The organism is Variovorax paradoxus, from assembly GCF_009498455.1.
GTDB classification, from domain to species: Bacteria; Pseudomonadota; Gammaproteobacteria; order Burkholderiales; family Burkholderiaceae_C; genus Variovorax; species Variovorax paradoxus_H.
Map to the genome: position 1 here is coordinate 2523114 of NZ_CP045644.1, position 24841 is coordinate 2547954.

The 24841-nt window shown below is 69.3% G+C and carries 17 protein-coding genes and 1 tRNA gene; 8 read left to right on the forward strand and 10 right to left on the reverse strand.

From position 1 onward, the window contains the following. Positions 1-95: 95 nt before the first annotated feature. Positions 96-911, forward strand: coding sequence for a DNA-binding response regulator (locus GFK26_RS11530; RefSeq protein ID WP_153282086.1), 816 nt, complete (start codon positions 96-98; stop codon positions 909-911). Positions 912-1011: 100 nt separating this feature from the next. On the opposite strand, the gene GFK26_RS11535 is transcribed toward GFK26_RS11530, so the two are convergent. The 7 genes from GFK26_RS11535 to GFK26_RS11565 all read right to left on the reverse strand — a co-directional run bounded on the left by GFK26_RS11535 (position 1012) and on the right by GFK26_RS11565 (position 10224). Further along, positions 1012-1086 (reverse strand) — tRNA-Arg (locus GFK26_RS11535). A gap of 61 nt (positions 1087-1147) precedes the next feature. After that, complete coding sequence (locus GFK26_RS11540) at positions 1148-5254, reverse strand: translocation/assembly module TamB domain-containing protein (protein ID WP_153282087.1); 4107 nt, start codon at positions 5252-5254, stop codon at positions 1148-1150. Between the two features lie 8 nt (positions 5255-5262). Then, the gene (locus GFK26_RS11545; RefSeq protein WP_153282088.1) at positions 5263-7197 is read right to left on the reverse strand and encodes an autotransporter assembly complex protein TamA; all 1935 of its coding nucleotides are present in this window, start codon (positions 7195-7197) and stop codon (positions 5263-5265) included. Between the two features lie 57 nt (positions 7198-7254). After that, positions 7255-8442: a vWA domain-containing protein gene (locus GFK26_RS11550; RefSeq protein ID WP_099792873.1), complete on the reverse strand. Its 1188-nt coding sequence runs from the start codon at positions 8440-8442 to the stop codon at positions 7255-7257. A gap of 31 nt (positions 8443-8473) precedes the next feature. Then, positions 8474-9061: a GNAT family N-acetyltransferase gene (locus GFK26_RS11555; protein ID WP_153282089.1), complete on the reverse strand. Its 588-nt coding sequence runs from the start codon at positions 9059-9061 to the stop codon at positions 8474-8476. Positions 9062-9110: 49 nt separating this feature from the next. Continuing rightward, complete coding sequence (locus GFK26_RS11560) at positions 9111-9365, reverse strand: hypothetical protein (protein WP_056577818.1); 255 nt, start codon at positions 9363-9365, stop codon at positions 9111-9113. Between the two features lie 4 nt (positions 9366-9369). Next, positions 9370-10224: an AAA family ATPase gene (locus GFK26_RS11565; protein ID WP_056577821.1), complete on the reverse strand. Its 855-nt coding sequence runs from the start codon at positions 10222-10224 to the stop codon at positions 9370-9372. Between the two features lie 150 nt (positions 10225-10374). Here GFK26_RS11565 and GFK26_RS11570 point away from each other — a divergent pair, with 150 nt between their 5' ends. Beyond that, entirely contained in the window at positions 10375-11067 is a 693-nt protein-coding gene (locus GFK26_RS11570) for a c-type cytochrome (RefSeq protein ID WP_153282090.1), read from the forward strand. Positions 11068-11148: 81 nt separating this feature from the next. Here the strand turns inward: GFK26_RS11570 and pcaG are convergent, their stop codons facing one another. Then, positions 11149-11760, reverse strand: coding sequence for a protocatechuate 3,4-dioxygenase subunit alpha (gene pcaG / locus GFK26_RS11575; protein WP_153282091.1), 612 nt, complete (start codon positions 11758-11760; stop codon positions 11149-11151). A gap of 11 nt (positions 11761-11771) precedes the next feature. Further along, entirely contained in the window at positions 11772-12494 is a 723-nt protein-coding gene (pcaH, locus tag GFK26_RS11580; RefSeq protein WP_153282092.1) for a protocatechuate 3,4-dioxygenase subunit beta, read from the reverse strand. A gap of 103 nt (positions 12495-12597) precedes the next feature. Between pcaH and GFK26_RS11585 the strand changes: the two genes are divergently transcribed. Continuing rightward, the gene (locus GFK26_RS11585) at positions 12598-13593 is read left to right on the forward strand and encodes a LysR substrate-binding domain-containing protein (protein ID WP_228121973.1); all 996 of its coding nucleotides are present in this window, start codon (positions 12598-12600) and stop codon (positions 13591-13593) included. Between the two features lie 6 nt (positions 13594-13599). On the opposite strand, the gene GFK26_RS11590 is transcribed toward GFK26_RS11585, so the two are convergent. Then, on the reverse strand, positions 13600-14034 hold the full coding sequence (locus tag GFK26_RS11590) for a DUF1841 family protein (protein ID WP_153282093.1): 435 nt from the start codon (positions 14032-14034) through the stop codon (positions 13600-13602). A 309-nt stretch (positions 14035-14343) separates the two neighbouring features. Between GFK26_RS11590 and GFK26_RS11595 the strand changes: the two genes are divergently transcribed. The 5 genes from GFK26_RS11595 (at position 14344) to GFK26_RS11615 (ending at position 24816) form a co-directional block, all read left to right on the forward strand. Next, complete coding sequence (locus tag GFK26_RS11595) at positions 14344-18789, forward strand: hypothetical protein (protein WP_228121974.1); 4446 nt, start codon at positions 14344-14346, stop codon at positions 18787-18789. A gap of 90 nt (positions 18790-18879) precedes the next feature. After that, entirely contained in the window at positions 18880-19377 is a 498-nt protein-coding gene (locus tag GFK26_RS11600) for an OmpA family protein (protein ID WP_153282094.1), read from the forward strand. Between the two features lie 111 nt (positions 19378-19488). After that, the gene (locus GFK26_RS11605; protein ID WP_153282095.1) at positions 19489-22593 is read left to right on the forward strand and encodes a glutamate ligase domain-containing protein; all 3105 of its coding nucleotides are present in this window, start codon (positions 19489-19491) and stop codon (positions 22591-22593) included. Further along, positions 22590-22883, forward strand: coding sequence for a hypothetical protein (locus tag GFK26_RS11610; protein WP_153282096.1), 294 nt, complete (start codon positions 22590-22592; stop codon positions 22881-22883). The genes GFK26_RS11605 and GFK26_RS11610 overlap by 4 nt, the downstream gene beginning before the upstream one ends. Positions 22884-22974: 91 nt before the next feature. Next, on the forward strand, positions 22975-24816 hold the full coding sequence (locus GFK26_RS11615) for a peptidase domain-containing ABC transporter (RefSeq protein ID WP_153282097.1): 1842 nt from the start codon (positions 22975-22977) through the stop codon (positions 24814-24816). Positions 24817-24841 lie beyond the last annotated feature (25 nt).

The window sequence follows — 24841 nt, forward strand, 5'->3', positions numbered from 1 at the left end:
GCTTGGTCAGGAACCGTCAGGAAAGGTCAGGAAGGGCGCATGAAACAAAAGATCGGGACTTGCACCATGCGGCACGCGCAACGCGCCGCATCTTCATGTCCTACTGGTTCCAATCTTCCGCGCCTGCGCACATCATGGTCATCGACGACAGCGTCGAGGAGCTCCAAGTGCTGCTTACCGCGCTGCAGCGCGCCGGCCATCGCATCAGCCTTGCCTTCGACGCGCTCGAGGGCTACCGCCGCGCCGGAGTGCTGCAGCCGGACTTGATCCTGCTCGACGTGCACTTGGGGGCCACCAGCGGCTTCGAGACGTGCCGGCTGCTGAAGGCGGACCACGCCACCGCGCACATCCCGGTGATTTTTCTCACGGCCGGTGCGACGCTCGAGGAGCGGCTGACCGGTCTACGGGCCGGCGCGGTCGACTACATCCTCAAGCCCTTCGAACCCGAAGAGGTGCTGGTTCGCATCTCGGTCCATCTCACGCTCGCAGGCGGTGGCGCGCAACCGCCCGGCGGTGTCGCCGAGGCGCCTCGCAGGCCGCTGAAATCCGGGGACGAAGCACCCCACGACCTGGACCGCGTGATAGCCAGGGCCGCGCAGCGGCTCATCGAGAACGACCTTGCGAACATTCCACCGCTGCCGGCGCTCGCCGCACGTGTGGGCACGCACGAGAAGCGGCTGACGCGGGCGTTTCGGATCCACACGGGGCGCACCGTGCTCGAATTCGCGCGCGAGGAGCGGCTCTTGCGCGCGCAGCATCTGCTCGTCCAAACGCCGCTCGGCATCGAAGAGGTGGCGCATGCGATCGGGTTCTCGGGTGCCGCGAACTTCACGACGGCATTCAAGGAACGCTTCGGCAGTACGCCTGCGGCGTACCGGCAACTCAGTCGCGACTGCGCGTGCGGCGCCTGAAAAGCAGCGTTCTGCTCAGCAACGCATGGTTGCGTTCGATGTGATGCCGCACCCCCATTTTCGGCAGCAATCAACAGTGAGACGTTGTGATGTCTGTATTTGGTGCCTTCGACAGGAATCGAACCTGTATCTGAGTCTTAGGAGGACCCCGTTCTATCCATTGAACTACGAAGACGGTGCGCGCTGCGGCTGCTGCTGCGCGGCCCGCACTTTACCAGTTTGGGGTGTCCGCACCCTCAGTCGTACTTCACCGTATAGATCAGGTCGACCCCGCTCGTCTGCCCCGCCTGCCCCCGCAGCGTGAGGCGCTTGGTCAGGTCGTAGAAGATGAAGAGGGTGCCGAAGGTGCCGCCCAAGCTGCGTTCGTAGGTGATGTAGAAGTCTTTGGACAGCCGCTTGCCGAGCGTCACGGCCGATTCGCGCAGGTCGCCGCCGTTGCCGGGGCCCTTGAAGCCGAGTTCGTCCAGGCCGAAGCGGCTGGCCAGGCTGCCGCCGGTGTTGGTGCCGCCGATCTTGCCGAGCAGCGACAGGGCGGCCTGCTGCAAGAGGGCCGATTCGCCGCCGCTGGTGGCCGAAGCGCGGCCCAGGATGACCCATGACAGCGTTTCGGCGTCGGACAGCGCGGGCTCGGCGTAGAGCTTCACGCGGGGCGACTGCGCGGAGCCGGTGATCTGCACGCCGGCGCGCTGCGCGATGTTCGGGCGGATGGCCAGGATGTCGAGCGCGGGGTTGTCGAAGGGGCCGTTGAAGCGCGCGATGCCGGTCTCGACGTCGAGCTGCTGGCCGTAGGCGCGGTACTGGCCCTTCACGGTCTTCACTTCGCCGGTGATGCGCGGCGGAGCATCGAGGCGGGTGCTGCGGATTTCGAGTTCGCCCTCGAGCCGCGTGGTGATGCCGCGGCCCTGCACGGCGAAGTCGTCGCCGAGGTCGAAGGTGACGACGATGTCGGGCGGCTTGGCGGTCTGGGGTTTGGCGGCCTTGGCCGCCTGGGCGTCGGCCTTGGCGGCTTCGCGCTGTGCGGCTTCGGCGTCTGCCTTGTCCTTGGCGGCCGAGCGCACGACGACGTCGCTGCCCAGGCTGGGCGCGGTTTCGTCGGGCAGGATGATGACGGCGCGGTCGGTCTTGAGCTTGCCGCGCACGTTGAACTGGCCGTTGTCCAGCCGCGCCTGCAGGTTGCCCGACAGCGACACCTGGCGGTCGGTGCGCACCAGCACGCGCAGGGCGCGCAGCTCGGCCTGCAGGGCCATGCGGATGCCGGTGCTGGTCGCGCTGTTGTTGCTGCCCCAGCTGAGGTCGCCGCGCGCAGTGAGCGAGCCGCCGTCGGTGCGCGCCTCGCTGGCGGCGGTGCTGCGGTTGCCGCTCTGTCCGCCGATGCGGGCGTTGCTGCCGGCGCCGCCCTTGAGCGTGAACTCGGCAATTTCGAGGCGGTCGCCGGTGAGCGAGGCGCGCAGGCGGCCGTCGCGCAGGTCGAGCCCTTCGACGGGCGCGCGCAGCGCAAGCTGGTCGGCGCCGAGCGTGCCGTTCCAGCGTGGCGCGGTGCGGCTGCCCGACAGGGTGGCGTTGGCGTCGAGCGTGCCGGCGATGCGCCAGCCGGGCGGCGCGAGCATCGACCACACACCGAGGTTGGGCAGCGCGGCGCGCAGGGTGCCGTTGAGCGGCGCGTCGGGCGCCCACTGCCAGCCGCCGCTGCGCTGCTGCATGCGGGTGCCGAGTTCGGCGTCGAGGCGGCCGGCGCGTTCGCTGTCCCAGGCCAGGGTGGCGCGCACGGCGTCGCCTTGCGCGTCGAGCTGCAGTTCGGCGCGGCGCAGGCCGGCCGGGGTGGCGGTGAGATCGACGCCGTTGACGTCGTTCTTGCCGCTGCCCGAACTCATGGTGCGTTCGCTCGCGGTGCCGGTTCCCGTGCTGGTGATGCGGGTGACGAGCGCGGCCTCGCCGGCCTGCACGCGGATGTCGCCGCTCTGGCGCGCAAGGCGGGCCTTGGCGCGCAGGGTGTCGCCGGCGTCGATGTCCCAGTCGCCGTTGAACAGGAGGTCTCCGCTGATGCCGAGTTCGCTCAGCGTGGCATTGGCACCGAAGGCGCCGGCCCAGGCCATGGGCAGGCCCTGCATCTGGCCCTTGGACTGCAGGCGGAACACGCGGTTGGGTGCGGCGCCGCTTTGGTTGAAGCGCAGCGGCTGCCAGTCGATGCGCACGGTGCCGGGCAGCGGGCCGCGCAGGGTGGCCTCGGCGGCGGAAGCTTCGACGTCGAGGCGGTTGTCGGCGGCGCGCACAGTGGCCGTGACTTCACGGCCCAGCTCCAGCACCCAGGGCCCTTGGCCGGGGCGCGCGGTGGCGGTGTCTTGTGCCTGCAGGCGCAGGCTGGCGAGGGTGGCGCGCCACTGGTTGGCGCTGGCGAGGCCGCCGCTGGCGCGCGTGTCGAGCGCCAGCTTCTGCGTGCCGGTGGTGGCTTCGCCCTTGAGCGTCAGCGTGGCCTGGGCAATGCTGCCGGCAAGGTCGGCCTGCAGCTCGCGCAACTGCACGGAGGTGGCCGTGCCGCCAGGCTGTGCGGCGGGCAGGCTCAGATCGAGGCGCGGCACGGCAAGCGCGGCCTTGAGGCTGGGCTCGGCGCTGCTGCCGCGCGCGGTGGGCGCGCCGGGGTTCTCGATGCGGCGCTGCACGGTCTGCCAGCCGCCTTGCCAGCTGGCGTCGAGGCGGGCGCTGCCCTTGGCGCTGGCGTTCGCGAACACGCCCGAGAGGCCCGGCAGGCCTTGCACCCAGCGCTGCATCGCTTCGGCGTCGTCGATGCGCGCCTTGAGGTCGCCGCCGCCGGTGCTGGGCGCGATGCGGCCGTCGAGCTGCGCGCTGCCGCCCGGCAGCGAGAGGTCGAGCTTGCCGCTGGCGGCCTGGTCGGCCACGCGCACCTGCAGCTTGCCGTCGATGCTGGCGCGCATCGCTTCGACGCGCAGGGTGCGCAGGTCGAGCACCTGGTCTTTCCACTGGCCCTGCGCGAGTGCGCGGTCGAGGCCGAAGCCGGGCAATGCCTTGCTGCCGGCGCCGCCGTTGCCTTCGGCCTTGAGGGCCACGTCGAAGACGAGGGTGTCGGAGTCTTCGGCCTGCCGTGCACTGATCTGCCCGCCGAAGGGCGCGCCCGACAGCTCGCTGTACAGCGCGCCGGGCCGCACGCCGCGCACGGTGGCGCGCACCTGCCAGGGCGAGGGCGCGGGGCTCCAGCTGCCTTCGGCGTCGATGCGGCCGCCGCCGGCGCGCACGGTGGCTTCGGGCACGGTCCAGGTCGTGCCATCGAAGCCGACCTGCGCTTCGACCTGCTCGACCGGCAGCTTCTGTTCGTCCCACGGGCCGGCGACGGCGTTGCGGATGTCGGCCGAGGCCTTCCACGCAGCGGGCCCGGTGGCGGCGTCGGGTGCGAGTTCGACGGTGCCGGTGAGCCGGGTCTGCGGCGCGCCGGGCCAGAGGCTGGCGGCGTCGACGTTGCGCAGGTCGGCCTTGGCATCGACCACGGGCTGCGGCAGCCAGGGTGCGATCTGCGCGCGCAGTTTGGCTTCCATCGGCGCTTCGGCGTTGGGCTCGGTGGGTTGCAGGTCGGCGGCGACCTGCAGGCGCGCCTCGGGGCCGGCCAGCGTGCCCTTCACAGACGCCTTGGCCTGCACCTCGATGTGGCGGTCTTCGGCGAGCGGGGCTTTCACGCGGCCGTCGAGCGTGGCGTCGAGCGCCATCGGCGCCGGGCCCTGCAGCCGCACGCGGGCGCTGTAGTGGCCGTCGGCGATGTCTACGCCTTCGATGTCCAGCGCGTGCTGCGCGCCGAGGTAGCTGTAGCGCCCGGCGAGGCCGGTGGCCTGCAGCGGAGGCGGGCCGGCCCAGCGCAGTTCGTCGATGCGGAAGGGCACCTCGGCCACCTCGACGGGCAGCGCGACCTGCGCGAGCGGCTCGGTCGGCGTGTCGCTGGGCGGGCCGCGGCGTTCGATCGACAGGCGCGCGGCGTGGATCTCACCGAGCTGCACCTTGCGCTGGAACAGCGGCGCGAGCTGCCAGCCGAGCGTGGCGTCGTTCACCTCGACCGCGAGGGTTTCGCTTTGCCATTTGAGCCAGCCGATGCGCCCGCCGGTGCGCAGCGAGCCGGTCACGTCGCGGCTTTCGAGCGTCTGGCCCGCGGGCAGGCGTTGCGCGGCCTGTGCGAGCGCGAAGGCCAGCGAGGTGTTCGAGCCGAGCCACCACCAGGTGCCGGCGGCGAGCAGCAGCACGACGAGCAACAGGCCCGCCAGCGTCCAGCCCAGCGCGCGCAGCACGCGACGGCTGCGCGAGCGGGGACGGGGACTGGGCGGGGCTGCGGCGGGCGTGGTCGGCATGAAGCGGGTCAGAAGGTGAAGCCGAGACGGAAGTGCAGGCGGAATTTCTTCGAGTCGACGCCGTAGGCCAGGTCGGCCTGCACGGGGCCGACGGGGCTGCGCCAGCGTGCACCGACGCCCACGCCGACCTTGGGCTTGAGCTCGCCGGGCTTGTCGGCCACGGCGCCGGCATCGACGAACACCACGCTCTCCCATTCGGTGAGCTTGTCCTTGTAGACGAAGGGGCGCTGCCATTCGAGGCTGGCCACGCCGAGGTAGCGGCCCGCCACGGTCTGGCCGTCGGCGCGCACGGTGCCGATCTGCTTGTAGCTGTAGCCGCGCACGGTGGTGTCGCCGCCGGTCAGGAACATCAGCGTGGACGGGATCTGCGCGATGTCCTTGGCGGCGACGGCGCCGGCCTCCAGGCGCATCTGCAGCCGGCTACGGCGCGCGCGGGCGTTCTTGTCGTCGGCCGCGCCCAGCGGCAGCACGCCGAGAAAGCGCGCGTAGGTGCGGGTGAAGGGCAGCTGTTGGCCCGTGAGCGTGTAGCCCGCGGCCATTTCGAGCGCCAGGCCGTAGCCGCGCGAGGGCGCCGCGTTGTCGTCGAAGTAGCGACCGGTCCAGCCCCAGTTGGCGGTGACGGCCGAGGCCGAGGGCGGCGCGTCGATGCCGCGGTTGTGCGCGTAGTCGTACTGCAGGAAGTAGCTGCGGTCGATGTGGTCGCTCGACTTGTTGCGCCCGCCGCGCAGCCGGCCGCTGTCGACCACGTAGCTGCCCGACTGCTCGCTCTTGAGTTCGCCGCCGGCAAACCAGCGCCAGCCGCGGTCGTTGGGCACGGCGTTCCACTCGGTGCCCAGCGACTGGATGTCGTTGTCGAGCGAGAGCCGCGACACCGCGCGCCAGCCGAGCAGCGGCATGCGGTTGTGGGTGTGGTCGATCGACAGGCGCGGGCCGTTGTCGGTGGTGAAGCCGACGCCCATCACCACCTTCTGCAGCGGCGCCTCGCGCAGCTGGGCGATCACGGGCGCGGCCAGCGGCGTGTTGTTGTCGGTGTCGAGCGTGAGGAACACCGAGTCGTAGTAGCCGCTGCTGGCCAGGCGCTGCTGCGCGTCGAGCAGCTTCTGCTGGTCGTAGTCGGTGCCGGTGGGCAGGCGCGCGATGCGGCGCGCGGCGTCGGCGTCGTAGCGCTCCACGCCGCGCAGCACGAGCGGGCCGAACTTGTAGGCCGGGCCCGACTGGTAGGTCACGCCGAGCCGGGCCTCGTGGCGATCGGCGTCGATCTCGGCGCGGCTGACTTCCACGCTGCCGGTGGGAAAGCGCCTGGCCGTGAGGCTGCGCAGCGCGGTGGTCTTGGCGTCGTCCCACGCGCCCTGGGTGAAGGGCTCGCCGGCGCGCAGCGCCCAGCCGGTGCGGATGGCGTCGCGCTGCGCTTCGGCGGTGGGGTCGTCGGCGATCTGGCCGGCGTAGCGGATCTGCACGGTCGACACCTTGGTGCGCTCGCCGGGCGCGACGGTGATGACGACCTCGCGCGGGGCCTCGGTGCCGTCGGGCGTTTCCTTGAGCTCGAGCGTGAGCGTGGGCGTGAAGTAGCCCAGCGTGCCCAGCAGCTCGCGTGCATTGGCCTCGGCCGCGACCATGAGGCGCGAGACCTCGGTCACGCCCAGGTCGTCGAGCTCGCGGTAGCGCTGGATTTCGAGGTGGCGCGTGAGGTAGTCGCGCTCGGTCTCCGGGCCGCGCACATCGACGGTGAAGGCGCGACGCCGGCCGTCGGCCTTGGCCTTGCCGTCGTCGTCCTTGGCGGTGTCGCCTTTGCTGTCGCCACTGCGCACCACGCCGACCGTGGACGCGCCCGTGTCCGCCGCCTCTTTTTTAGGCAGCAGGCTGCAGCCTTGCAAGAGCAGGACGCCGGAAAAAAGCAAAGCCGGCCACAACGCCGGCGAAAGAACGAATGCCACCCTGACCATGGAGGCATTCTGACAGCACACGTGTGACGCGTGCCCCCGCCTGTGCGGGGCCGCGGGTTACTTGGACAGCATGCGCATCGCCTCTTCGAGGCCGCGCAGCGTGAGCGGATACATGCGGTTGGACATCAGTTGCTGCATCACCGCGATGCTCTGGCGGTACTGCCACACGCCCTGGGGCTCGGGGTTGATCCAGGCGAACTTGGGGAAGGTGTGCGTGAGGCGCTGGATCCATTCGGCGCCGGCCTCTTCGTTGTTGTATTCGACGCTGCCGCCAGGTTGCAAAATTTCGTAAGGACTCATCGTGGCGTCGCCCACGAAGATCAATTTGTAGTCTTTGTTGTACTTGCGCAGGATGTCCCAGGTCGCGAACTTCTCGGAGAAGCGGCGCTTGTTGTTCTTCCACATGAAGTCGTAGACGCAGTTGTGGAAGTAATAGAACTCCAGGTGCTTGAACTCGGTCTTCACGGCCGAGAACAGCTCTTCGACGCGCTGGATGTGCTCGTCCATCGTGCCGCCCACGTCCATCAGCAGCAGCACCTTGACGTTGTTGTGGCGCTCGGGCCGCATCTTGATGTCGAGGTAGCCGGCGTTGGCCGCGGTCGAGTGGATGGTGTTGTCCAGGTCCAGCTCTTCCACGTTGCCTTCGCGCGCGAACTTGCGCAGCCGGCGCAGCGCGACCTTGATGTTGCGCGTGCCCAGTTCCTGCGTGTCGTCGTAGTCCTTGTAGGCGCGCTGGTCCCACACCTTCACGGCGCTCTTGTTCTTGCCCGCGCCGCCGATGCGGATGCCCTGTGGGTTGTAGCCGCCGTTGCCGAAGGGCGAGGTGCCGCCGGTGCCGATCCACTTGCTGCCGCCTTCGTGGCGCTCTTTCTGCTCTTCGAAGCGCTTCTTGAGCGTTTCCATGAGCTCGTCCCAGCCCATCTTCTCGATCTTGGCTTTCTCTTCGGCCGTGAACTCGCGTTCGAGCGTCTTCTTGAGCCAGTCGAGCGGCACTTCCTTGGTGAAGTCGGTGAGCATCTCGACGCCCTTGAAGTAGGCGGCGAAGGCGCGGTCGAACTTGTCGTAGTGCTTCTCGTCCTTCACGAGCGCGGTGCGCGAGAGGTAGTAGAAGTCGTCGATGCCGTAGGCGCCGTCGGAGTTCGGGCCCACCACGTCGGCCTTGAGCGCCTCGAGCAGCGTGAGGTATTCCTTGACCGACACCGGCAGCTTGGCCGAACGCAGCGTGTAGAAGAAGTCGATGAGCATGGGGTGCGCTCCTTGTGTGTCGTCGCCGGCGTCAGTCGCGCGGCCGGTCGAGCAGGTACTGCAGCTGGGCCTTCACCTCGGGCCATTCGCCCGCGCGCAGGCTGTACATGACGGTGTCGCGGATGGTGCCGTCGCGGCGCATCACGTGGCCGCGGATCACGCCGTCTTTCTTCGCGCCCAGGCGCTCGATGGCGCGCTGCGAGGCGAAGTTGAAGTTGTCGGTGCGCCAGCCCACCACGTGGCAGCCGAGCGTGTCGAATGCGTGCGTGAGCATCAGCAGCTTGCAGGTGGTGTTGACGTGGGTGCGGTGGCAGCGCGCGGCGTACCAGGTGTAGCCAATTTCGACGCGCTTCACGCCCGGCAGGATGTCGTGAAAGCTCGTGCTGCCGAGCACCGTGCCGGTGGCCTCGTCGGTCACGGCGAAGGCGAAGCGGTCGGCCGTTTTGAGGGCGGTCTCGATGTAGGCGCGCGTGTCCTGCGGCTCGGGCACGGAGGTGACGCGCAGCTTCCACAGCTCGCCGTCGGCGGCCGCGGCGCGCAGGCCGTCTTCGTGGGGGAGTGCGAGCGGCACCAGCGCGATGCCGCGGGCCTTCAGGGTGACAGGTTCGACGAACGCCATATCAAAGACTCTCTCGTGAGCTGGGGCTCGGCTTGCGGCTTGTTTGTGCTCAGCCGCGCGGGTTGCCGTACTTGCGTGTGTACCAGGCACGCGCCAGTTGCACGCCGGCACCGCCGCCCAGGCCGATCAGCAGGATGCCGAAGATTTCCTTGTTGCCGTAGCCGCCGGCGCCGAAGGCGTCGAGGCCCAGCAGCAGGCCGATGCCGCGGCCGAGCAGGGCGCCCGCCACGAACAGCACCGCCTGGGCAATGCCCAGCTTCATCAACTGGCCGGTGGAATGCGGCGGTGGCTGTTGCTGGCTCATGGGCTCAGCGGTTGTTGCGTTGCATGAAGACGAGCTTCTCGAACAGCGTCACGTCTTGCTCGTTCTTGAGCAGCGCGCCCACCAGCGGCGGCACGGCGACCTTGTCGTCCTTGCTTTGCAGGGCTTCGAGCGGAATGTCTTCGGCCACGAGCAGCTTGAGCCAGTCGAGCAACTCGGAGGTCGAGGGCTTCTTCTTCAGGCCGGGCAGGTTGCGCACGTCGTAGAAGGTTTTCATTGCCGACGTGAGCAGCTCCTGCTTCAGGTTCGGGAAGTGCACGGCGACGATGTGCTTCATCGTCTCGGCATCGGGGAACTTGATGTAGTGGAAGAAGCAGCGGCGCAGGAACGCGTCGGGCAGTTCCTTCTCGTTGTTCGAGGTGATGAACACCAGCGGACGGTGCTTGGCACGAATGAGTTCGCGCGTCTCGTAGCAGTAGAACTCCATGCGGTCGATTTCGCGCAGCAGGTCGTTCGGGAATTCGATGTCGGCCTTGTCGATCTCGTCGATCAGCAGCGCGACCGGCTGGTCGGCCGTGAAGGCCTGCCAGAGCACGCCCTTGATGATGTAGTTCTGGATGTCCTTCACGCGCTGGCCGCCGTCCACGTCGGCGAGCTGCGAGTCGCGCAGGCGGCTCACGGCGTCGTATTCATACAGGCCCTGTTGCGCCTTGGTGGTCGACTTGATGTGCCACTGCAGCAGCGGCATGTCGAGCGCTTGCGCCACTTCCTCGGCCAGCATGGTCTTGCCGGTGCCGGGCTCGCCCTTGACGAGCAGCGGGCGCTGGAGTGTGATGGCCGCGTTGACCGCCAGCATCAGGTCCTGAGTGGCGACGTAGTTGTCTGAGCCCTTGAATTTCATGAGTGGAGCGGAGGCAGGGTGGAGAAAAGAACACACTCGAACTGCATTGCGCAGCCTCTTGTGCAGCTCGCGCGAGGTTCCCGTGGGACCCTTGCATATAATCGAATGTTGATTCGAAAAACTGTATCTCCACGAGATTGTGCGCGCAAAATGAACAAGTTGTTGACCACGATGTTTGCCCTTGCTGTCGCTTGCGTGACGCTCTCGGCACAAGCCCAGCAAGTCACTGGCAAGCCCCAGGACGGCGCCAAGAAGGTCCAGATGTGCGTGGGTTGCCACGGCATCATCGGCTACCAGGCGAGCTTCCCCGAGATCCACAAGGTCCCGATGATTGCGGGCCAGAGCGCCACCTACATCTCGGCCGCGCTCACCGCGTACAAGGGTGGTGACCGCAAGCACCCGACGATGCGCGCCATCGCCGACAGCCTCACCGAACAAGACATCGCCGACCTCTCGGCCTACTACAGCCAGCTCGGCGTGAAGGAAGGCGATGCACCGCCGGCTGCACCGGCCAAGGCCGCATCCGAGAACGTCCAGGCGCTCATCGCGCGCGACAAGGACAACAGCTGCACCAAGTGCCACGGCGCCAACTTCAACACGCCGAACGACGGCACCGTGCCCAAGCTGGCCGGCCAGCACGCCGACTACCTGTTCGTCGCGCTCAAGTCGTACCGCGTGAAGAACAACCCGCACCTCGGCCGTTCGAACGCCGTGATGGCCGCGCAGGTCGAGCCCAAGAAGTTCACCAACGCCGAACTGAAGACCCTGGCCACCTACATCAGCTCGCTGCCTGGCGAACTGAAGATCGTGCCGGAGTCGCGCCTGCATCACGCGCCTCAGTAAGCAAGACGGGCACTGAGGCCCGCTGCGCCCAAGAGAAAGCCCGCAGATGCGGGCTTTTTTGCGTCCGGATTTTCCCGGAGGTCAGACGTCGAAGAAGGCCGTCTCGTCCGCGCCCTGCATGCGGATGTCGAAGCGGTACGTCACCGCGCCGCCTTGTTCGATGCGCTCGGCGATCAGCGTGTGGCGGCGATCGGCCGGCACGCTCTGCAGCACCGCGTCCTTCGCGTTGGCTTCGGCCTCGTCGCTGAAGTACACGCGCGTGAACGCATGCAGCAGCAGGCCGCGCATCAGCACGATCACGTTGATGTGCGGCGCTTCGCCGGGCGCTTGTGCGCCGGGCTTGACGGTGTGGAACACGAAGCGGTGCTGCGCGTCGGTGCCCGTGCCGACGCGGCCGAAGGCGCGAAAGCCCAGGGCGCGGGCCTCGTCGGGCGTCTGCGGGTAGCGGCCTTCGCCGTCGGGCTGGCTGATCTCGATCAGTGCGTCATGGATCGTGTTGCCGTCGCCGTCGATCACGCGGCCTTCGAGGCGGATGCGCTGGCCGCTGGCGGTGTCCAGCGCCAGCACGGCGTCGAAGGGTTGGTTGAAGTTGTAGCCGTACTGCGTGGCGGTGAGACCGTACGCAAAGTAGGGGCCCACGGTCTGGGACGGGGTCTGGCCGAAGTCGGCTGCCTGGGCGGTCATCAATGGCATGGGGAATCCTTTCAGCGGTTCTCGAACGGCGTTTCATCGGCGCCGCGCAGCACCATGTCGAACTGGTAGCCCAGGGCATAGCCTTCCTCGGTGATGTCGAGGCTGAAGTCGGCAATCAGGCGGTTGCGGTAGCGCTCGGGCGTGCCGGTGACCATCGGGTCGTACTGCAGCAGCGGGTCGCCGGGGAAGTACATCTGCGTCACGAGGCGGCTCGCGAAGCTCTGGCCGAACAGCGACAGGTGGATGTGCTGCGGACGCCAGGCGTTCGGGTGGTTGCCCCAGGGGTAGGCGCCGGGCTTGATGGTGAGGAAGCGGTAGCGGCCTTCGCTGTCGGTCAGGCAGCGGCCCGCGCCCAGAAAGTTGGGGTCGAGCGGGGCGTCGTGCTGGTCGACCTTGTGCACGTAGCGGCCCGAGGCATTGGCCTGCCACAGCTCGACCAGCGTGTTGGCGACCGGGCGGCGGCGCTCGTCGAGCACCTGGCCCGTGAGGATCATGCGTTCGCCCAGCGGCTCGCCGTTGACGCGCGCGTTGCGCGTGAGGTCGTGGTCGAACGCGCCGATGCTGTCGTGGCCGTACACGGGCTGCTGCAGTTCGCCGAGCGAGGCCTTCAGCGGAATGAGCGGCTTCTGCGGGCCGCGCTTGCCGGTCGACTTGTAGCCGGGGTAGATGTAGCTGGGGTGGGCTTCCCAGTCGCGCGGGGTGAGGACGGGCTGGGCGCCGGGGGTCTTGGTCATGTACGTTGTCTCCTGTCGTGGGACGAATCCGGAGCCCGCACTGTAGAAGTCGCAATCAATGATGTAAATTGAAGATTTTTCCAGTTTCAATAACCAGAAGGCATTGAAAAAGTCTCCCGCCGAGCTTCGCCAGGATTTCGTGCGCAACGTGCAGCTGCGGCACCTGCGCGCCTTTGTCGCGGTCGCGCAGGAGCGCCACCTGGCGCGCGCGGCCGAGCGGCTGGCACTGAGCCAGCCGGCGGTGTCGAAGACGCTGTCGGAACTCGAGGCCGTGGTCGGCACCCGGCTGGTGGAGCGCAGCCAGGCCGGACGCCGCGGTGTGCAGGGCCTCACGCCGGCCGGCGAACAGCTGCTGGCCCACGCTCTGCGCGTGCTCGAAGCGATGGACGCCAGCGCGCAGGCCGTGGCGCCGGCGGCGGGCGGGCGCATCGAGCGCCTGCGCATCGGCGCCTTGCCGAGCGTGGCGCCCGCGCTGCTGCCGGTGGCGCTGGCGCGGCTGCGCGAGGGCTGGCCGGCGGTGCAGATCCTGGTGAAGAGCGCGGCCAACGCCGTGCTGCTCGACGAGCTGCGCGCCGGCGAGCTTGATCTGGTGGTCGGCCGCATGAGCGATCCGCGCCTCATGGGCGGCCTGAGCTTCGAGCTGCTGCACACCGAGCCGCTGGTGTTCGCCGTGCGCGCCGGCCATCCGCTTGCACTCAAGCCGGCGCCGGTGCAGGCGGTGCTCGACTATCCGCTGGTCGTGTACGGCGAGGGCACGGCGCCGCGCCACAACACCGAGAGCTTCCTGTCGGCGCGCGGCCTGGCGCTGCCGCCCAATGCCTTGCAGACGCTCGACGTGGCGGTGGCGCGTGCGCTGGTGGCGGTGTCGGATGCGGTGTGGATCACGCCGCTGGGTGCCGCGCGCAGCGAACTGGCCGACGGCCGCCTGGTGCGCCTGCCGATCGACACCACCGGCACCGAGGAGCCCGTCGGCCTGTTGCAGCGCAGCGAGGCCGAGCCGTCGCCGTTGCGCGCCGCGATGGCGGGGCTGCTGCGCGAGGCGGCGAAGGCGCAGGGCGCGTTGCCGTCGCGAAAAGGAACGCCGCGCGTTTCCGGCTGAGCCGGGTCAGTCCTTCGTGGCGCGGCGCTGCACGCAGGCCACGTAGCCATCGCCATCCGGCGGACGCCCCGCGCGCTGGCTCTCCCACATCATCTGACCCAGGCAATCCATCGCCTCGTGATGCGCGTGCAATAGCGAGCCGCGGCGCGCGGCCAGCAGCTCGACGGCCTGGCGGATGCCGCGCGGCTGGTCGATGGAGCACTGCTCGCTGATCGACAGGTGCATCGACAAGTGAAGGAACGGGTTCTCGCGGCCGTTCGATCCGTCATAGACCCGCGCCACCGCTGCGTCGGCGTCGATCAGGTCCTCGTGGTACTCGGGGTGCTCGTCGATCCAGCCGGCCGCGATGCTTTCCAGCGGCTCCATCGGCAGGCCCTGCCGGTGCTTGGCGTACACGTCGCAGAAGAAGCGGCGCACGTCTTCCTGGGAGGGATTGAACATATAGATAGAGGAGAGAGGAAGGGAGAAGAAGAGAAAGAAAAAACAGGCGGCGCGGTGTGCATCGCGGCCCGGTGGAAAGTGCGAGAGACGTGTCCGGCGTTCCGGGTACGTGGCGTTACATCGTTACGTAACGAATCGCGAAATGAGGTCTTCGTGAGCGGTTTCGGCGGCCGGCATGCGACGCGGTTTTCAGAAAAATTCTCATACAAATCAATCACTTGAAGCGCCAGCGAGGCCTTGTTGGCACGGCGGCGGAAAAGCGGCACGCAAGTTGCCCCTGTAGATGCATCTTTTGTCACAGAGGCTGCCATGACCGCTCCACAAGCATCGACCGTTTCGACCGAAGGGCTCTCCGCCAATGGCGCTGCGCCCGTGCTTCTTGCCCAAGCCACCGTCACGCCGCTGGGCGCGCCGGGTATGAGCGCCGGCGCCTCCGCCGCGCCTGCGGCCGTGGCGTCTTCCAGCGTGGGCACATTGTCCAATGCTACGCCCGGCGTTGCAGTGATGCGCGAGGGTGTCCGCATTCCGGTGGACGGCAATCAGACCCTGATGGCCGGCGACCGCGTGATCGTGCCGGACGGCGGCCAGGCCAACGTGCTGTTCCCCGGATCGGCCTCCAACAAGGCGCCGCTGGCCGGCGTCTTCACCGGCGGCACCGATGCCACCATCGGCTCGACCAAGCTGCCCGGCGGCCTCGAACAAGTGAATGTGGACGTCGCCTCGGGCGACCTGCAAGTGACCCCGCCGGACAGCGACGCCGATGCGGCCGCTCTGGCAGTGACCAAGAAGACCGCGGCCGGCAGCGGCATCGGCCTCGGTGAATTCGCGCTGGGCGCCCTGGGCGCCGCGGCGCTGGGTGCTGCGCTCAGCGGCGGTGGCAGCGACGGTGGCACCACCGGCTTCCCGCTGTTCGTGGGCGGCCCGGGCGGTGAGTCCGATGCGGACGCTGATTCGGACTCGGATTCCGACTCGGACTCGGACAGCGATTCGGACTCCGACTCGGATTCGGATTCGGATTCGGATTCGGATTCGGATTCGGATAGCGACTCGGATTCCGACAGCGATTCGGACAGCGACTCTGACTCTGACTCGGACAGCGACTCCGACAGCGACAGCGACTCGGACTCCGACTCCGACTCCGACTCCGACTCGGACAGTGACTCCGACTCTGACTCGGACAGTGACTCCGACTCTGACTCGGACAGTGACTCCGACTCTGACTCGGACAGTGACTCTGACTCGGACAGTGACTCTGACAGCGATAGCGACTCTGATTCGGACAGCGACTCGGATAGTGACTCGGACAGCGACAGCGACAGCGACTCTGATTCGGACTCCGACTCGGACAGCGACGCAGACGCGGACAGCGATGCCGACGCAGACGGCGACAGTTTGCTCAACCCCGCGGACGGCATCCTGGGTGGCGCTGTCGGTGGCCTGGATGACGCGCTCGGCCTCGGCGGCTCGCTCACCCCGGTGTCGGAGACGGTCGACAACCTGACCGACGTCGTCGACGACGTGCTGGCTCCGCTGCTCGGCGAAGAGTTCCAGGCCAACGACCCGAACCAGTTCGACCCGATCGACGACACCGTCGGCAGCATCACCGACCCGCTCGGCGGCGTGCTGAGCCCGGTGCTCGATCCGCTGCTCGGTGCCGGCGCCGCCGGTGCCATCACGGACGGCCTGCTCAACCAGGTCGACTACGTGACCGACGCGCTCAACAACGGGCTCGAGAACCTCGTCGGCGACAACGGCATCGTCAGCGGCCTCACCGACGCCCTCGGCCTCGGCGGCGTCACCGACGAACTGCTGGGCGACGACGGCGCGCTCGGCGGCCTGCTTGAGAACGTGCTCGGCGAAGGCAGCCTCGTGGAAGGTGTGCTGGCCGAAGACGGCCTGGTCGGTGGCCTGCTGGCACCGGACGGCCTGGTCGGCGGCCTGCTGGGTGAAGACACCGCCGTCGGCGGCCTGCTCGACACCGTGCTCGGCGACGACGGCCTCGTCGGCGGCCTGCTCGGCGATGGCGCTGTCGGCAACCTGACCGGCGGCCTGCTCGGCGCGGAAGGTCTGCTGGGCGGCCTGCTCGGCGACGAAGGTGCGGTCGGCGGCCTGCTGGGTGACGACGGCCTCGTGGGTGGCCTGCTCGGCGGCGACGGCGCACTGGCCGGCCTTGCCGGCTCGGAAGGCCTCACCGGCGAACTGCTGGGCCAGGGCGGCCTCGTCGACAACCTGCTCGGCCAGGACGGCGCGATCTCCGGCCTGCTCGCAGACAGCCCGCTGGGCGGCCTGCTCGGCGGCGACGACGGTCTGCTGGGCGGCGTGCTCGGCGGTGTCATCGGCGAAGGCGGCCCCATCGGCGGCCTGCTCGGCAACGACGGCCTGGTCGGCGGTCTGCTGAGCGACGACGGCCTGCTGGGTGGTGTGCTCGGCAGCGACGGCCCGCTGGGCGGCCTGCTGGGTGACGACGGCCTGGTCGGTGGTCTGCTCGGCGATGCCGGCCCCATCGGCGGCCTGCTCGGCGGCGACGGCGTGCTGGGCGGTGTGCTCGGCGACAACGGCCTGGTCGGCGGTCTGCTCGGCGGCACCGGCCCCATCGGTGGTCTGCTCGGTGACGACGGCCTGCTCGGCGGCCTGCTGGGCGACAACGGCCCGCTGGGCGGCCTGCTCGGCGGCGACGGCGTCGGCGGCCTGCTCGGACCCGACGGCGTGGTCGGCGGCCTCCTCGGCGAAGACGGCCCTGTGGGCGGTCTGCTCGGTGAAGAAGGCCTGCTCGGCGGTCTGCTGGGTGGTGTGGTCGGCGGCATCGGCGGTGGCGGCACCCCCGGCACCGGCGCGGCACTGCTCGACCCGACCGACAGCGTGGTCGCCGGTCTGGTGGACGGCCTGAACGAAGGCGTGCTCGGTGACCTCGGCCTGGGCGACGTCCTGGCCCCGGTCTCGCAACTGACCGACAGCGTGACCGACACCGTCGGCGGCCTGCTGGCCCCGGTGCTTGGTTCCAGCTTCACGCCGAACGACCCGAACGTGCTCGACCCGGCCGACGGTCTCGTCGATGACGTCACCGACGGCGTGGCCGACCTGGCCAGCCCGGTGGTCGACCAGCTGCTCGGCGCCGGCGCAACGAGCGGCCTGCTGACCGCGGTGGACACGCAGGTCGACTTCGTGACCGACGGCGTGGCCAACCTGATCGGTGGCGACGGCCTGCTGGGTGGTGTCCTCGGCGGCGACGGTGGTCTGCTCGGCGGTGTGCTGGGTGACGACGGTTTGCTGGGCGGCTTGCTCGGCGGCGAAGGCGGTCTGCTCGGCGGCGTGCTGGGTGACGACGGCCTGCTGGGCGGCGTTCTCGGCGGCGAAGGCGGTCTGCTCGGCGGCGTGCTGGGTGACGACGGTCTGCTGGGTGGCGTCCTCGGCGGCGAAGGCGGTCTGCTCGGCGGCGTGTTGGGTGACGACGGCCTGCTGGGTGGCGTGCTCGGCGGCGAAGGCGGTCTGCTCGGCGGCGTGCTGGGTGACGACGGCCTCCTGGGCGGCGTCCTCGGCGGCGAAGGTGGCCTGCTTGGCGGCGTGTTGGGTGACGACGGCCTCTTGGGCGGTGTCCTCGGCGGCGACGGTGGCCTGCTCGGCGGCGTGTTGGGTGAAGACGGTCTCTTGGGCGGCGTCCTCGGCGGCGAAGGCGGTCTGCTCGGTGGCGTGTTGGGTGACGACGGCCTGTTGGGCGGCGTTCTTGGCGGCGAAGGTGGCCTGCTCGGCGGCGTGTTGGGTGACGACGGCCTGTTGGGCGGCGTCCTCGGCGGTGACGGTGGTCTGCTTGGCGGCGTGTTGGGTGACGACGGCCTCTTGGGCGGTGTCCTCGGCGGTGACGGCGGTCTGCTTGGTGGCATCCTGGGTGACGACGGCCTGCTGGGCGGTGTCCTCGGCGGCGTGACCGGCGGCGACGCTGGCGGCCTGCTCGGCGGCATCCTCGGCGACGACGGCCTGCTCGGCGGTGTCCTCGGCGGCGTGACCGGCGGCGACGCGGGCGGCCTGCTCGACGGCATCCTCGGCGACGACGGCCTGCTGGGTGGTGTCCTCGGCGGCGTGACCGGCGGCGACGCTGGCGGCCTGCTCGGCGGCATCCTCGGCGACGACGGCCTGCTGGGCGGTGTCCTCGGCGGCGTGACCGGCGGCGATGCTGGCGGCCTGCTCGACGGCGTGCTGGGTGACGACGGCCTGCTCGGTGGTGTCCTCGGCGGCGTGGCTGGCGGCGACGCTGGCGGCTTGCTCGACGGCGTGCTGGGTGACGACGGCCTGCTCGGTGGCGTCCTTGGCGGTGACGGCGGCCTTCTGGGCGGCGTCCTCGGCGGCAGCGAAGGTGGCCTGCTCGGCGGCGTCCTCGGTGACGACGGCCTGGTCGGCAGCCTGCTCGGTGCGGACGGCCTCGTGGGCGGCCTGCTCGGCGGCCTGACGGGTGGTGCGGAACCGGTGGCCGGCATCCTGGAACCGGTGACGAGCCTGCTCGACGGCTCGGCCGGCTCGGTGGTCTCGACGGTGGTCGAAACGGTGACGACCGCGGTCGAACCGGTGACCGACATCCTCGCCGGCACGCCGTTGACGGCGCCGGTCGGCGACGTGGTGGCCGGTGTGCTGGACACCGTCGAACACACGGTGGCCCCGGTGCTCGACAACGTGCTCGCCCCGATCTCCAGCCTGGTCGATCAGAGCCCGACCGGCGGTGCCCTGGCCCCCGTGACCAACATCCTGCACGGCCTGCTGGGCTGATCCAAGGGATACGAAGAGGGAGGAAGGGAAACCTCGATAGCAAGCAGACAGGGACAGGCCGGCAGCGGCCTGTCCCGCGAAAGGACCGTCATGAACAAGAATTTCCGGATACTGGCCCTCGTGGCAATGAGCGCAAGCCTCGTTGGGTGCGGTGTGGCCTCCAAGACGGGTCGCGACGACGCGACCTACTACTACTCCAACAAGAGCCTGCGCGAAGTGCCCAAGGTGGAGCCGGCGCCCCCGGCGCCGCCGCCGAACACGCCGGCCAAGATCGTCTACTTCGACTTCGACAAATACGACGTCAGGGCGGGCGACCGCAGCATCGTCGAGGCGCACGCGGGCTACATGCGCAACCGGCCGGCGAGCCGCGTCGTGATCGAAGGCCACACCGACCTGCGCGGCGGCCGCGAGTACAACCTTGCGCTCGGCCAGCGCCGCGCCGAGGCCGTGCAACGCATGCTCACGCAGATGGGCGTGCCGGGCGAACGCATCGAAGCCGTCAGCTGGGGCATTGAAAAGCCCGCATCGCTTGCCACCACCGAGGAGGGCCATCAGCTCAATCGCCGCGCCGAATTCAGCTACCGCTGAACCGGGTCCCCGCGATGATTCCGAGGGCAGTGTCCGGCTCGCGATCACGTCATCCAGGCGAGAGCAGATGACGGACGCGACCGGTCGCCGCCCGCATTCGACCGGAGCCGAATGATGTCCTTCTCAGACCAGCTCCACGCCTGCCACGAGCGCCTGGTGTCCGTGTGCGCGGCACTGCCCGCGCCGTACCCGGCCTTCACGCTCTTCTTCTCGGTGAGCGACGGCGCCCAGCGTGCACACGTGGTGCATGCACGGGCCGACGACTTCGAAACCGCCTGGCGCGAAGGCGCCGACCTCGTCGAGCAATGGGTGCGCGAGCGCGGCATCGTCTCGCCCTGGCTGCGCATCGACTGGGTCGAAGGCGCCAGCCCCATGGACTGGACGCAGTTCAAGACCCAGCTCACCGCGGTCAAGCGCAACTACTTCCGGCTCGGCCTGGCCTTCGACCAGGACTTCGGCTTTGCCTTCACCGAGCAGGAGCTCAACGCCAACGCCATGCTGTGCGGCGATTCGACCATCGCGCATTCGGTGGTGAACGTGCGCAACTTCGATGTGTATGCGCAGGCCCGCTTCGAGCACACGCTGCCGCTGGAAGCGTCGTCGGATCGCACCGTCTATCTGCTGGCCACGGTCGGCGTGTTCTGCCAGCCCGACGGCGTGGTGCACAAGCTCGTGGGCACGGGGCTCGACGCGGGCCGGCGCCAGCTGCCGGCGCTCAACCCGCAGTCGGTGCTCGAGCTGGTGCGCAGCGGCTCTTCGTACCTGGCGCGCCAGATGCAGAGCGACGGCCTGTTCGTGTACGGCTACTTTCCGTGCTTCGACCGCCGCATTCCGACCTACGACGCGATGCGCCACGCGGGCACCGTGCACGCCATGCTCGAGGCCTGGGAACTCACGCGCGACGACACGCTGCGCGCGGCCATCGACCGCGCCATCGACCACCTCGCCGACGCGCTGATCCGCGACTACACGCTGCCCGACGGCCGCGAGGTCGCGTACCTGGTCGACACCGGCGGCGAGATCCGCCTGGGCGGCAACGCGGCCTGTGTGCGCATGCTCGTGCGCTACTGCGAGCTGATGGAAACGCGCCACTGGCTGCCGCTGCTCGAGAAGCTCGCGCTCGGCATGGTCGCTTTGCAAGACCCCGCCAGCGGGCGCTTCGACCACGTGCTGCACGCGGCCGACCTGACGCTCAAGCAGGCCTCGCGCGTCATCTTCTACGACGGCGAGGCGGCCTTCGGGCTCATGCGCCTGTACGGCCTCACGCGCGATCCGCGCTGGCTGGCCTCGGTCGAGAAAGCCTTCGACCATTTCATTGCGAGCCAGCACTGGCAGTCGCACGACCACTGGCTCAGCGGCTGCGTGAACGAGCTCACGCAGTGGAGCCCGCAGGAGCGCTACTTCCGCTTCGGGCTGCAGAACGTGGCGGGCTACCTGGACTTCGTGCTCGACCGCAAGACCACCTTTCCCACGCTGCTCAGCCTCATGCTGGCGGCGCAGCAGATGCTGCAGCGCCTCGAAAGCATGCCCGCCATGCGACACCTGCTCGACGAGCTGGACACCGAGAAGTTCTACCGCGCGCTCGACTACCGCGCGCACTACCTGCTCAACGGCTTCTTCTGGCCCGAGATGGCGATGTACTTCCGTCGGCCGTCCACGGTCGTCGGCGCGTTCTTCGTGCGACACCACTCGTTCCGCGTGCGCATCGACGACGTCGAGCAGTACGTGACGGGCTTCGCGGCCTACCACCGCTACCTGCTCGACCGGCGCAGCCAGCCTGGCGGTCCCGGCCCCGGAAGCGGTGGCAGTGGGGGCGGCGGCGGCGTGCGCGACGACGGCGCCGTCTGGACCGCGAGCGAGATGGCGCGCGTCACCGGCGGCGAATGGGTCGTCAAGCCCGACGACGGCTGGCGCGCCACCGGCGTGACCCAGCGCACCTTCATGCGCAAGGGCCGCGTCGTGTTCGAACACCAGGCCCGGCCCTCGAAGACGCCGCTGGCCGCCGTCACGCTCAAGGGCGTGCTGCAGCCGGCCGCGGCCGTGCTGTGCACCGACCCGAAGCCGCACCTGGACAAGCGCGTGCCCGTGCTGCAGGTGGCCAACGTGCTGCAGGCCGTGCTCGAGCTGGGCGACCACGCGCGCACCGAGTTCACCGGCCGCGTGTGCGGCGTGCTCGGCAGCGGCGCGGGCAGCAGCACCGTGGCCGCCATGCTGGCCGGCGCGCTCACCGTGTGGGGCGAAGTGGCGCAGCCCGAAGGCAACATCAGCCTGCCGTCGGGCATCGCGTGGAACCTCACCTGCATGCCGCGCCATGCCGCCTACTGGGTGCTCGAGATGGGCACCTCGCACATGCCCGCATCGGCGCAGCTCATGCGGCCGTCGCTCATCGTGGTGACGGGCATCTCGGCCGCCTCGCAGAAGCACCGCGGCCCGTCGGAGGCCGCCGCGCGGCTCGACTGCCGCATGTTCCAGGCCATGGCCCCGGGCGACCGCGTGGTGCTCAACCGCGACATGCCCGAGTTCGCCACCTTCGCCGAAGCGGCCATGGCGCACCAGCTGCAGATCGTGACCTACGGCGAGCACAAGGACGCCGACGTGCGCCTGCTCGCCTTCGACCACGGCGAGGTGCAGGCCGAGGTGGCCGGCGAGCCTTTTCAGCTGCGCCTGAATGCGCCGGGCCGCCACATGGGCGCGAGCGCTGTCGCCGCGCTGGCCGCGCTGCAGGCGCTGCGCCTGCCGCTGGCCGCGGCCGTCGAACCCTTTGCGCACTTCGAGCCGCCGGGCGGACGCGGGGCGCTGCACACCATTCACATCGGCGGCGGGAGCTTCAAGCTGATCGATGAAACCTACGACGCCAACCCGAGTTCGATGCGGGCGGCGCTTGAGTTGCTGTCACAAGCCCCCTGCGAGCCTGCGCGCCGGGTGGCCATCCTGGGCGACATGCAGGAGCTGGGGCCCGCGGCGCAACGCCACCACCTCGACTTGGAGGCCGAGTTGCTGGCGTCGCAACCTGACCGCGTGCTCCTTTGCGGACCCTTGATGCGGGCGCTTCACACGCGCATCCGCACCAAGGTCCGCTCCCATTGGTTTGTCGATGTGTCCGACCTCTCCACCGCACTCGGCGGGCTGCTGCAACCAGGCGACTGGGTGCTGGCCAAAAGCTCCGCCGGTGTCGGTCTTTCCCGGCTCGCCCGGGTTCTGAAAGCACTGCCATGAGATGGAACGCACTGGTCCACATCCCCTATGAATCCGAACGCGAGGTACCCCCGCGGCGCTGGTGGCTGGGCTGGCTGCAGCTGCTGTGCGCCTGGGTGCTGCTGATGCTGCTGTGCGCCAACATCGCCCTCGCGTTTGCCGACAACCTGCCGTCCCCGTCCGGCCGCAGCGCGACCCGCACGTACGCCCATCCAGCGGTGAATTGCACGTCCAGGGACAGCGCCGCGCCGCAAGGAACGCACGGTGCGCAAGCGACCGGTCCGGCGCAGGTTCGCGCGCACCGATGCTGAGAGGCGTCAGAGGCGAATTTCTGCCTTGTAACGATCGGGTAACAGTTGATAATGGTGCCGGCGTCGTTGCCCGACGGATCGGTGTTTCTCCATGATCAAGTTCCTCTTGCCCAGCCAGCTGGTTGCCGACAGGCCGGACGCGCCTGGTGCCAGTCCGTATGCCGGTGCGCTGAACGATGCGTTTCGCGCGGCCTACCCCCTCGTCAAGAGCGCGGCCTGGCTGTCGCTGCCCATCAGCCTGTTCGGGCTGCTGCCTTCGATCTTCCTGCTCCAGGTGTATGACCGCGTGCTCTCGCGCAGCGGCGTCTCCACGCTCGCCGCGCTGGTGTGCGGCATCCTGTTCTTCCTGTGCATCGAGTTCTGGCTGCGCACGCGGCGCTCGCGCCTGCTGCGCAACGCGGGCGCCACCGTCGACCACGGCGTGTCGGGCGCGCTGTTGCACTCCATGCTCGGTCGCCCGCTGCGCGCGCTCGAGGCGCGGCCGGCCTCGTCCTGGCAGCTGTTCTTTCGCGACGTGGGCTCGGTGCGCGGCACCGTCACCGGCGGGCTCGCGCAGTCGATCTTCGACCTGCCGATGGCGATCTTTGCGCTGATCGTGATCGGCATCGTCGCGCTGCCGGTGCTGCCCGTGGTGGCGGCCTTCCTGGCCATCATGGCGTTCCTGGCCTGGTGGTGGGCCGACGAAGTGCGCGCCGGCCGCGTCGAAGAAGTGCTGCGCGGGCGCGGCCTGGACCGCATCACCTCCGAGATCTGCCATGCGCGCGAGACGCTCAAGGCGCAGTCGAACGACGGCCCGACCATCGAGGTCTGGCAGCAGACCTACAACGCCTGGCTCAGCGAGAGCTTCGGCAAGAACGGCCAGATCGAAACCGCGCGCGACGGCACCACCGTGCTGCTCACCGTGTTCTCGGTGATCGTGGTCACCGTTGGCGCCATCGCCGTCATGCAGCAGTGGATGACGGTGGGCGGCCTCGTCGCCTCCAACATGCTCGCGCTGAAAGCGCTGCAGCCGGTGGCCGGGCTGGTGTCGAACTGGCGCGCGCTGGCCACCGCCAAGGAAGCCGCCAAGCGCCTGGAAACCGTGCTCGGCGAGCCCGTCGAGAAGGCGCCCACCGGCATGGCGCTGCCGCAGCCGCTGGGCCGCGTCACGCTGAAGGACGTGAGCTTCAGCTTCACCGAAGACGCGCCGCAGCCCGTGCTTGAAAACGTCGACCTCGACATCGGCCCCGGCGGCCTGCATGTGATCGTCGGGCGCAACGGCGCGGGCAAGTCGACGCTCGTGAAGCTGCTGTCGGGCCTGTACACGCCCACGCACGGCGTGGTGAGCATCGGCGAGTACGACCTGTCGCAGTTCGGCCGCGAAGAGCTGTCGCGCTGGATCAGCTACCTCTCGCAAGAGGTGTACTGGTTCGGCGGCCCGCTGGTCGACACCATGCGCCGCGGCGCGCCGGGCCAGAGCGACGAGCAGATCGTCGCGGCCTGCAAGCTCTCGGGCGCGCACGACTTCATTTCGCGACTGCCCGACGGTTATCGCACCGTGGTGGGCGAGGGCGGCACCGGCTTCTCGGTGGGCGAGCGGCGCAAGCTCGCGCTCGCCATGAGCTTCCTGCGCAAGCCCTCGGTGCTGGTGCTCGACGAGCCCAGCAACGACCTCGATTTTCAGAGCGAGCGCAACCTGCTCGCGACCATGCTCGCGGTGGCCAAGGTGCGCACCGTGGTCGTGGTCACGCACTCGCTGCGCATCGTGTCGGCGGCCACCGCCGTCTATCACGTCACCGGCCAGGGCAACGTGGAAATCGGCTCGGCCGCCGTCATGGTGCCCAAGCTCTTCGGCGTGAAGAAGCCGCTGGTGGCGCTGGGCGACACGGACGACGGCAGTGGCGGCAACAGCAACCATGCAGGCGCCCCGGCCGCCTCGCGCTCGATGGCGTGAGCAGGGCCATCGCGGCATGTGATGC

Bases quoted from the DNA above. Each gene is read 5' to 3' on its own strand.
- GFK26_RS11530 (WP_153282086.1), top strand. From the start codon at position 96: ATGTCCTACTGGTTCCAATCTTCCGCGCCTGCGCACATCATGGTCATC.
- GFK26_RS11540 (WP_153282087.1), bottom strand. From the start codon at position 5,254: ATGCCGACCACGCCCGCCGCAGCCCCGCCCAGTCCCCGTCCCCGCTCG.
- GFK26_RS11545 (WP_153282088.1), bottom strand. From the start codon at position 7,197: ATGGTCAGGGTGGCATTCGTTCTTTCGCCGGCGTTGTGGCCGGCTTTG.
- GFK26_RS11550 (WP_099792873.1), bottom strand. From the start codon at position 8,442: ATGCTCATCGACTTCTTCTACACGCTGCGTTCGGCCAAGCTGCCGGTG.
- GFK26_RS11555 (WP_153282089.1), bottom strand. From the start codon at position 9,061: ATGGCGTTCGTCGAACCTGTCACCCTGAAGGCCCGCGGCATCGCGCTG.
- GFK26_RS11560 (WP_056577818.1), bottom strand. From the start codon at position 9,365: ATGAGCCAGCAACAGCCACCGCCGCATTCCACCGGCCAGTTGATGAAG.
- GFK26_RS11565 (WP_056577821.1), bottom strand. From the start codon at position 10,224: ATGAAATTCAAGGGCTCAGACAACTACGTCGCCACTCAGGACCTGATG.
- GFK26_RS11570 (WP_153282090.1), top strand. From the start codon at position 10,375: ATGAACAAGTTGTTGACCACGATGTTTGCCCTTGCTGTCGCTTGCGTG.
- pcaG (WP_153282091.1), bottom strand. From the start codon at position 11,760: ATGCCATTGATGACCGCCCAGGCAGCCGACTTCGGCCAGACCCCGTCC.
- pcaH (WP_153282092.1), bottom strand. From the start codon at position 12,494: ATGACCAAGACCCCCGGCGCCCAGCCCGTCCTCACCCCGCGCGACTGG.
- GFK26_RS11590 (WP_153282093.1), bottom strand. From the start codon at position 14,034: ATGTTCAATCCCTCCCAGGAAGACGTGCGCCGCTTCTTCTGCGACGTG.
- GFK26_RS11595 (WP_228121974.1), top strand. From the start codon at position 14,344: ATGACCGCTCCACAAGCATCGACCGTTTCGACCGAAGGGCTCTCCGCC.
- GFK26_RS11600 (WP_153282094.1), top strand. From the start codon at position 18,880: ATGAACAAGAATTTCCGGATACTGGCCCTCGTGGCAATGAGCGCAAGC.
- GFK26_RS11605 (WP_153282095.1), top strand. From the start codon at position 19,489: ATGATGTCCTTCTCAGACCAGCTCCACGCCTGCCACGAGCGCCTGGTG.
- GFK26_RS11610 (WP_153282096.1), top strand. From the start codon at position 22,590: ATGAGATGGAACGCACTGGTCCACATCCCCTATGAATCCGAACGCGAG.
- GFK26_RS11615 (WP_153282097.1), top strand. From the start codon at position 22,975: ATGATCAAGTTCCTCTTGCCCAGCCAGCTGGTTGCCGACAGGCCGGAC.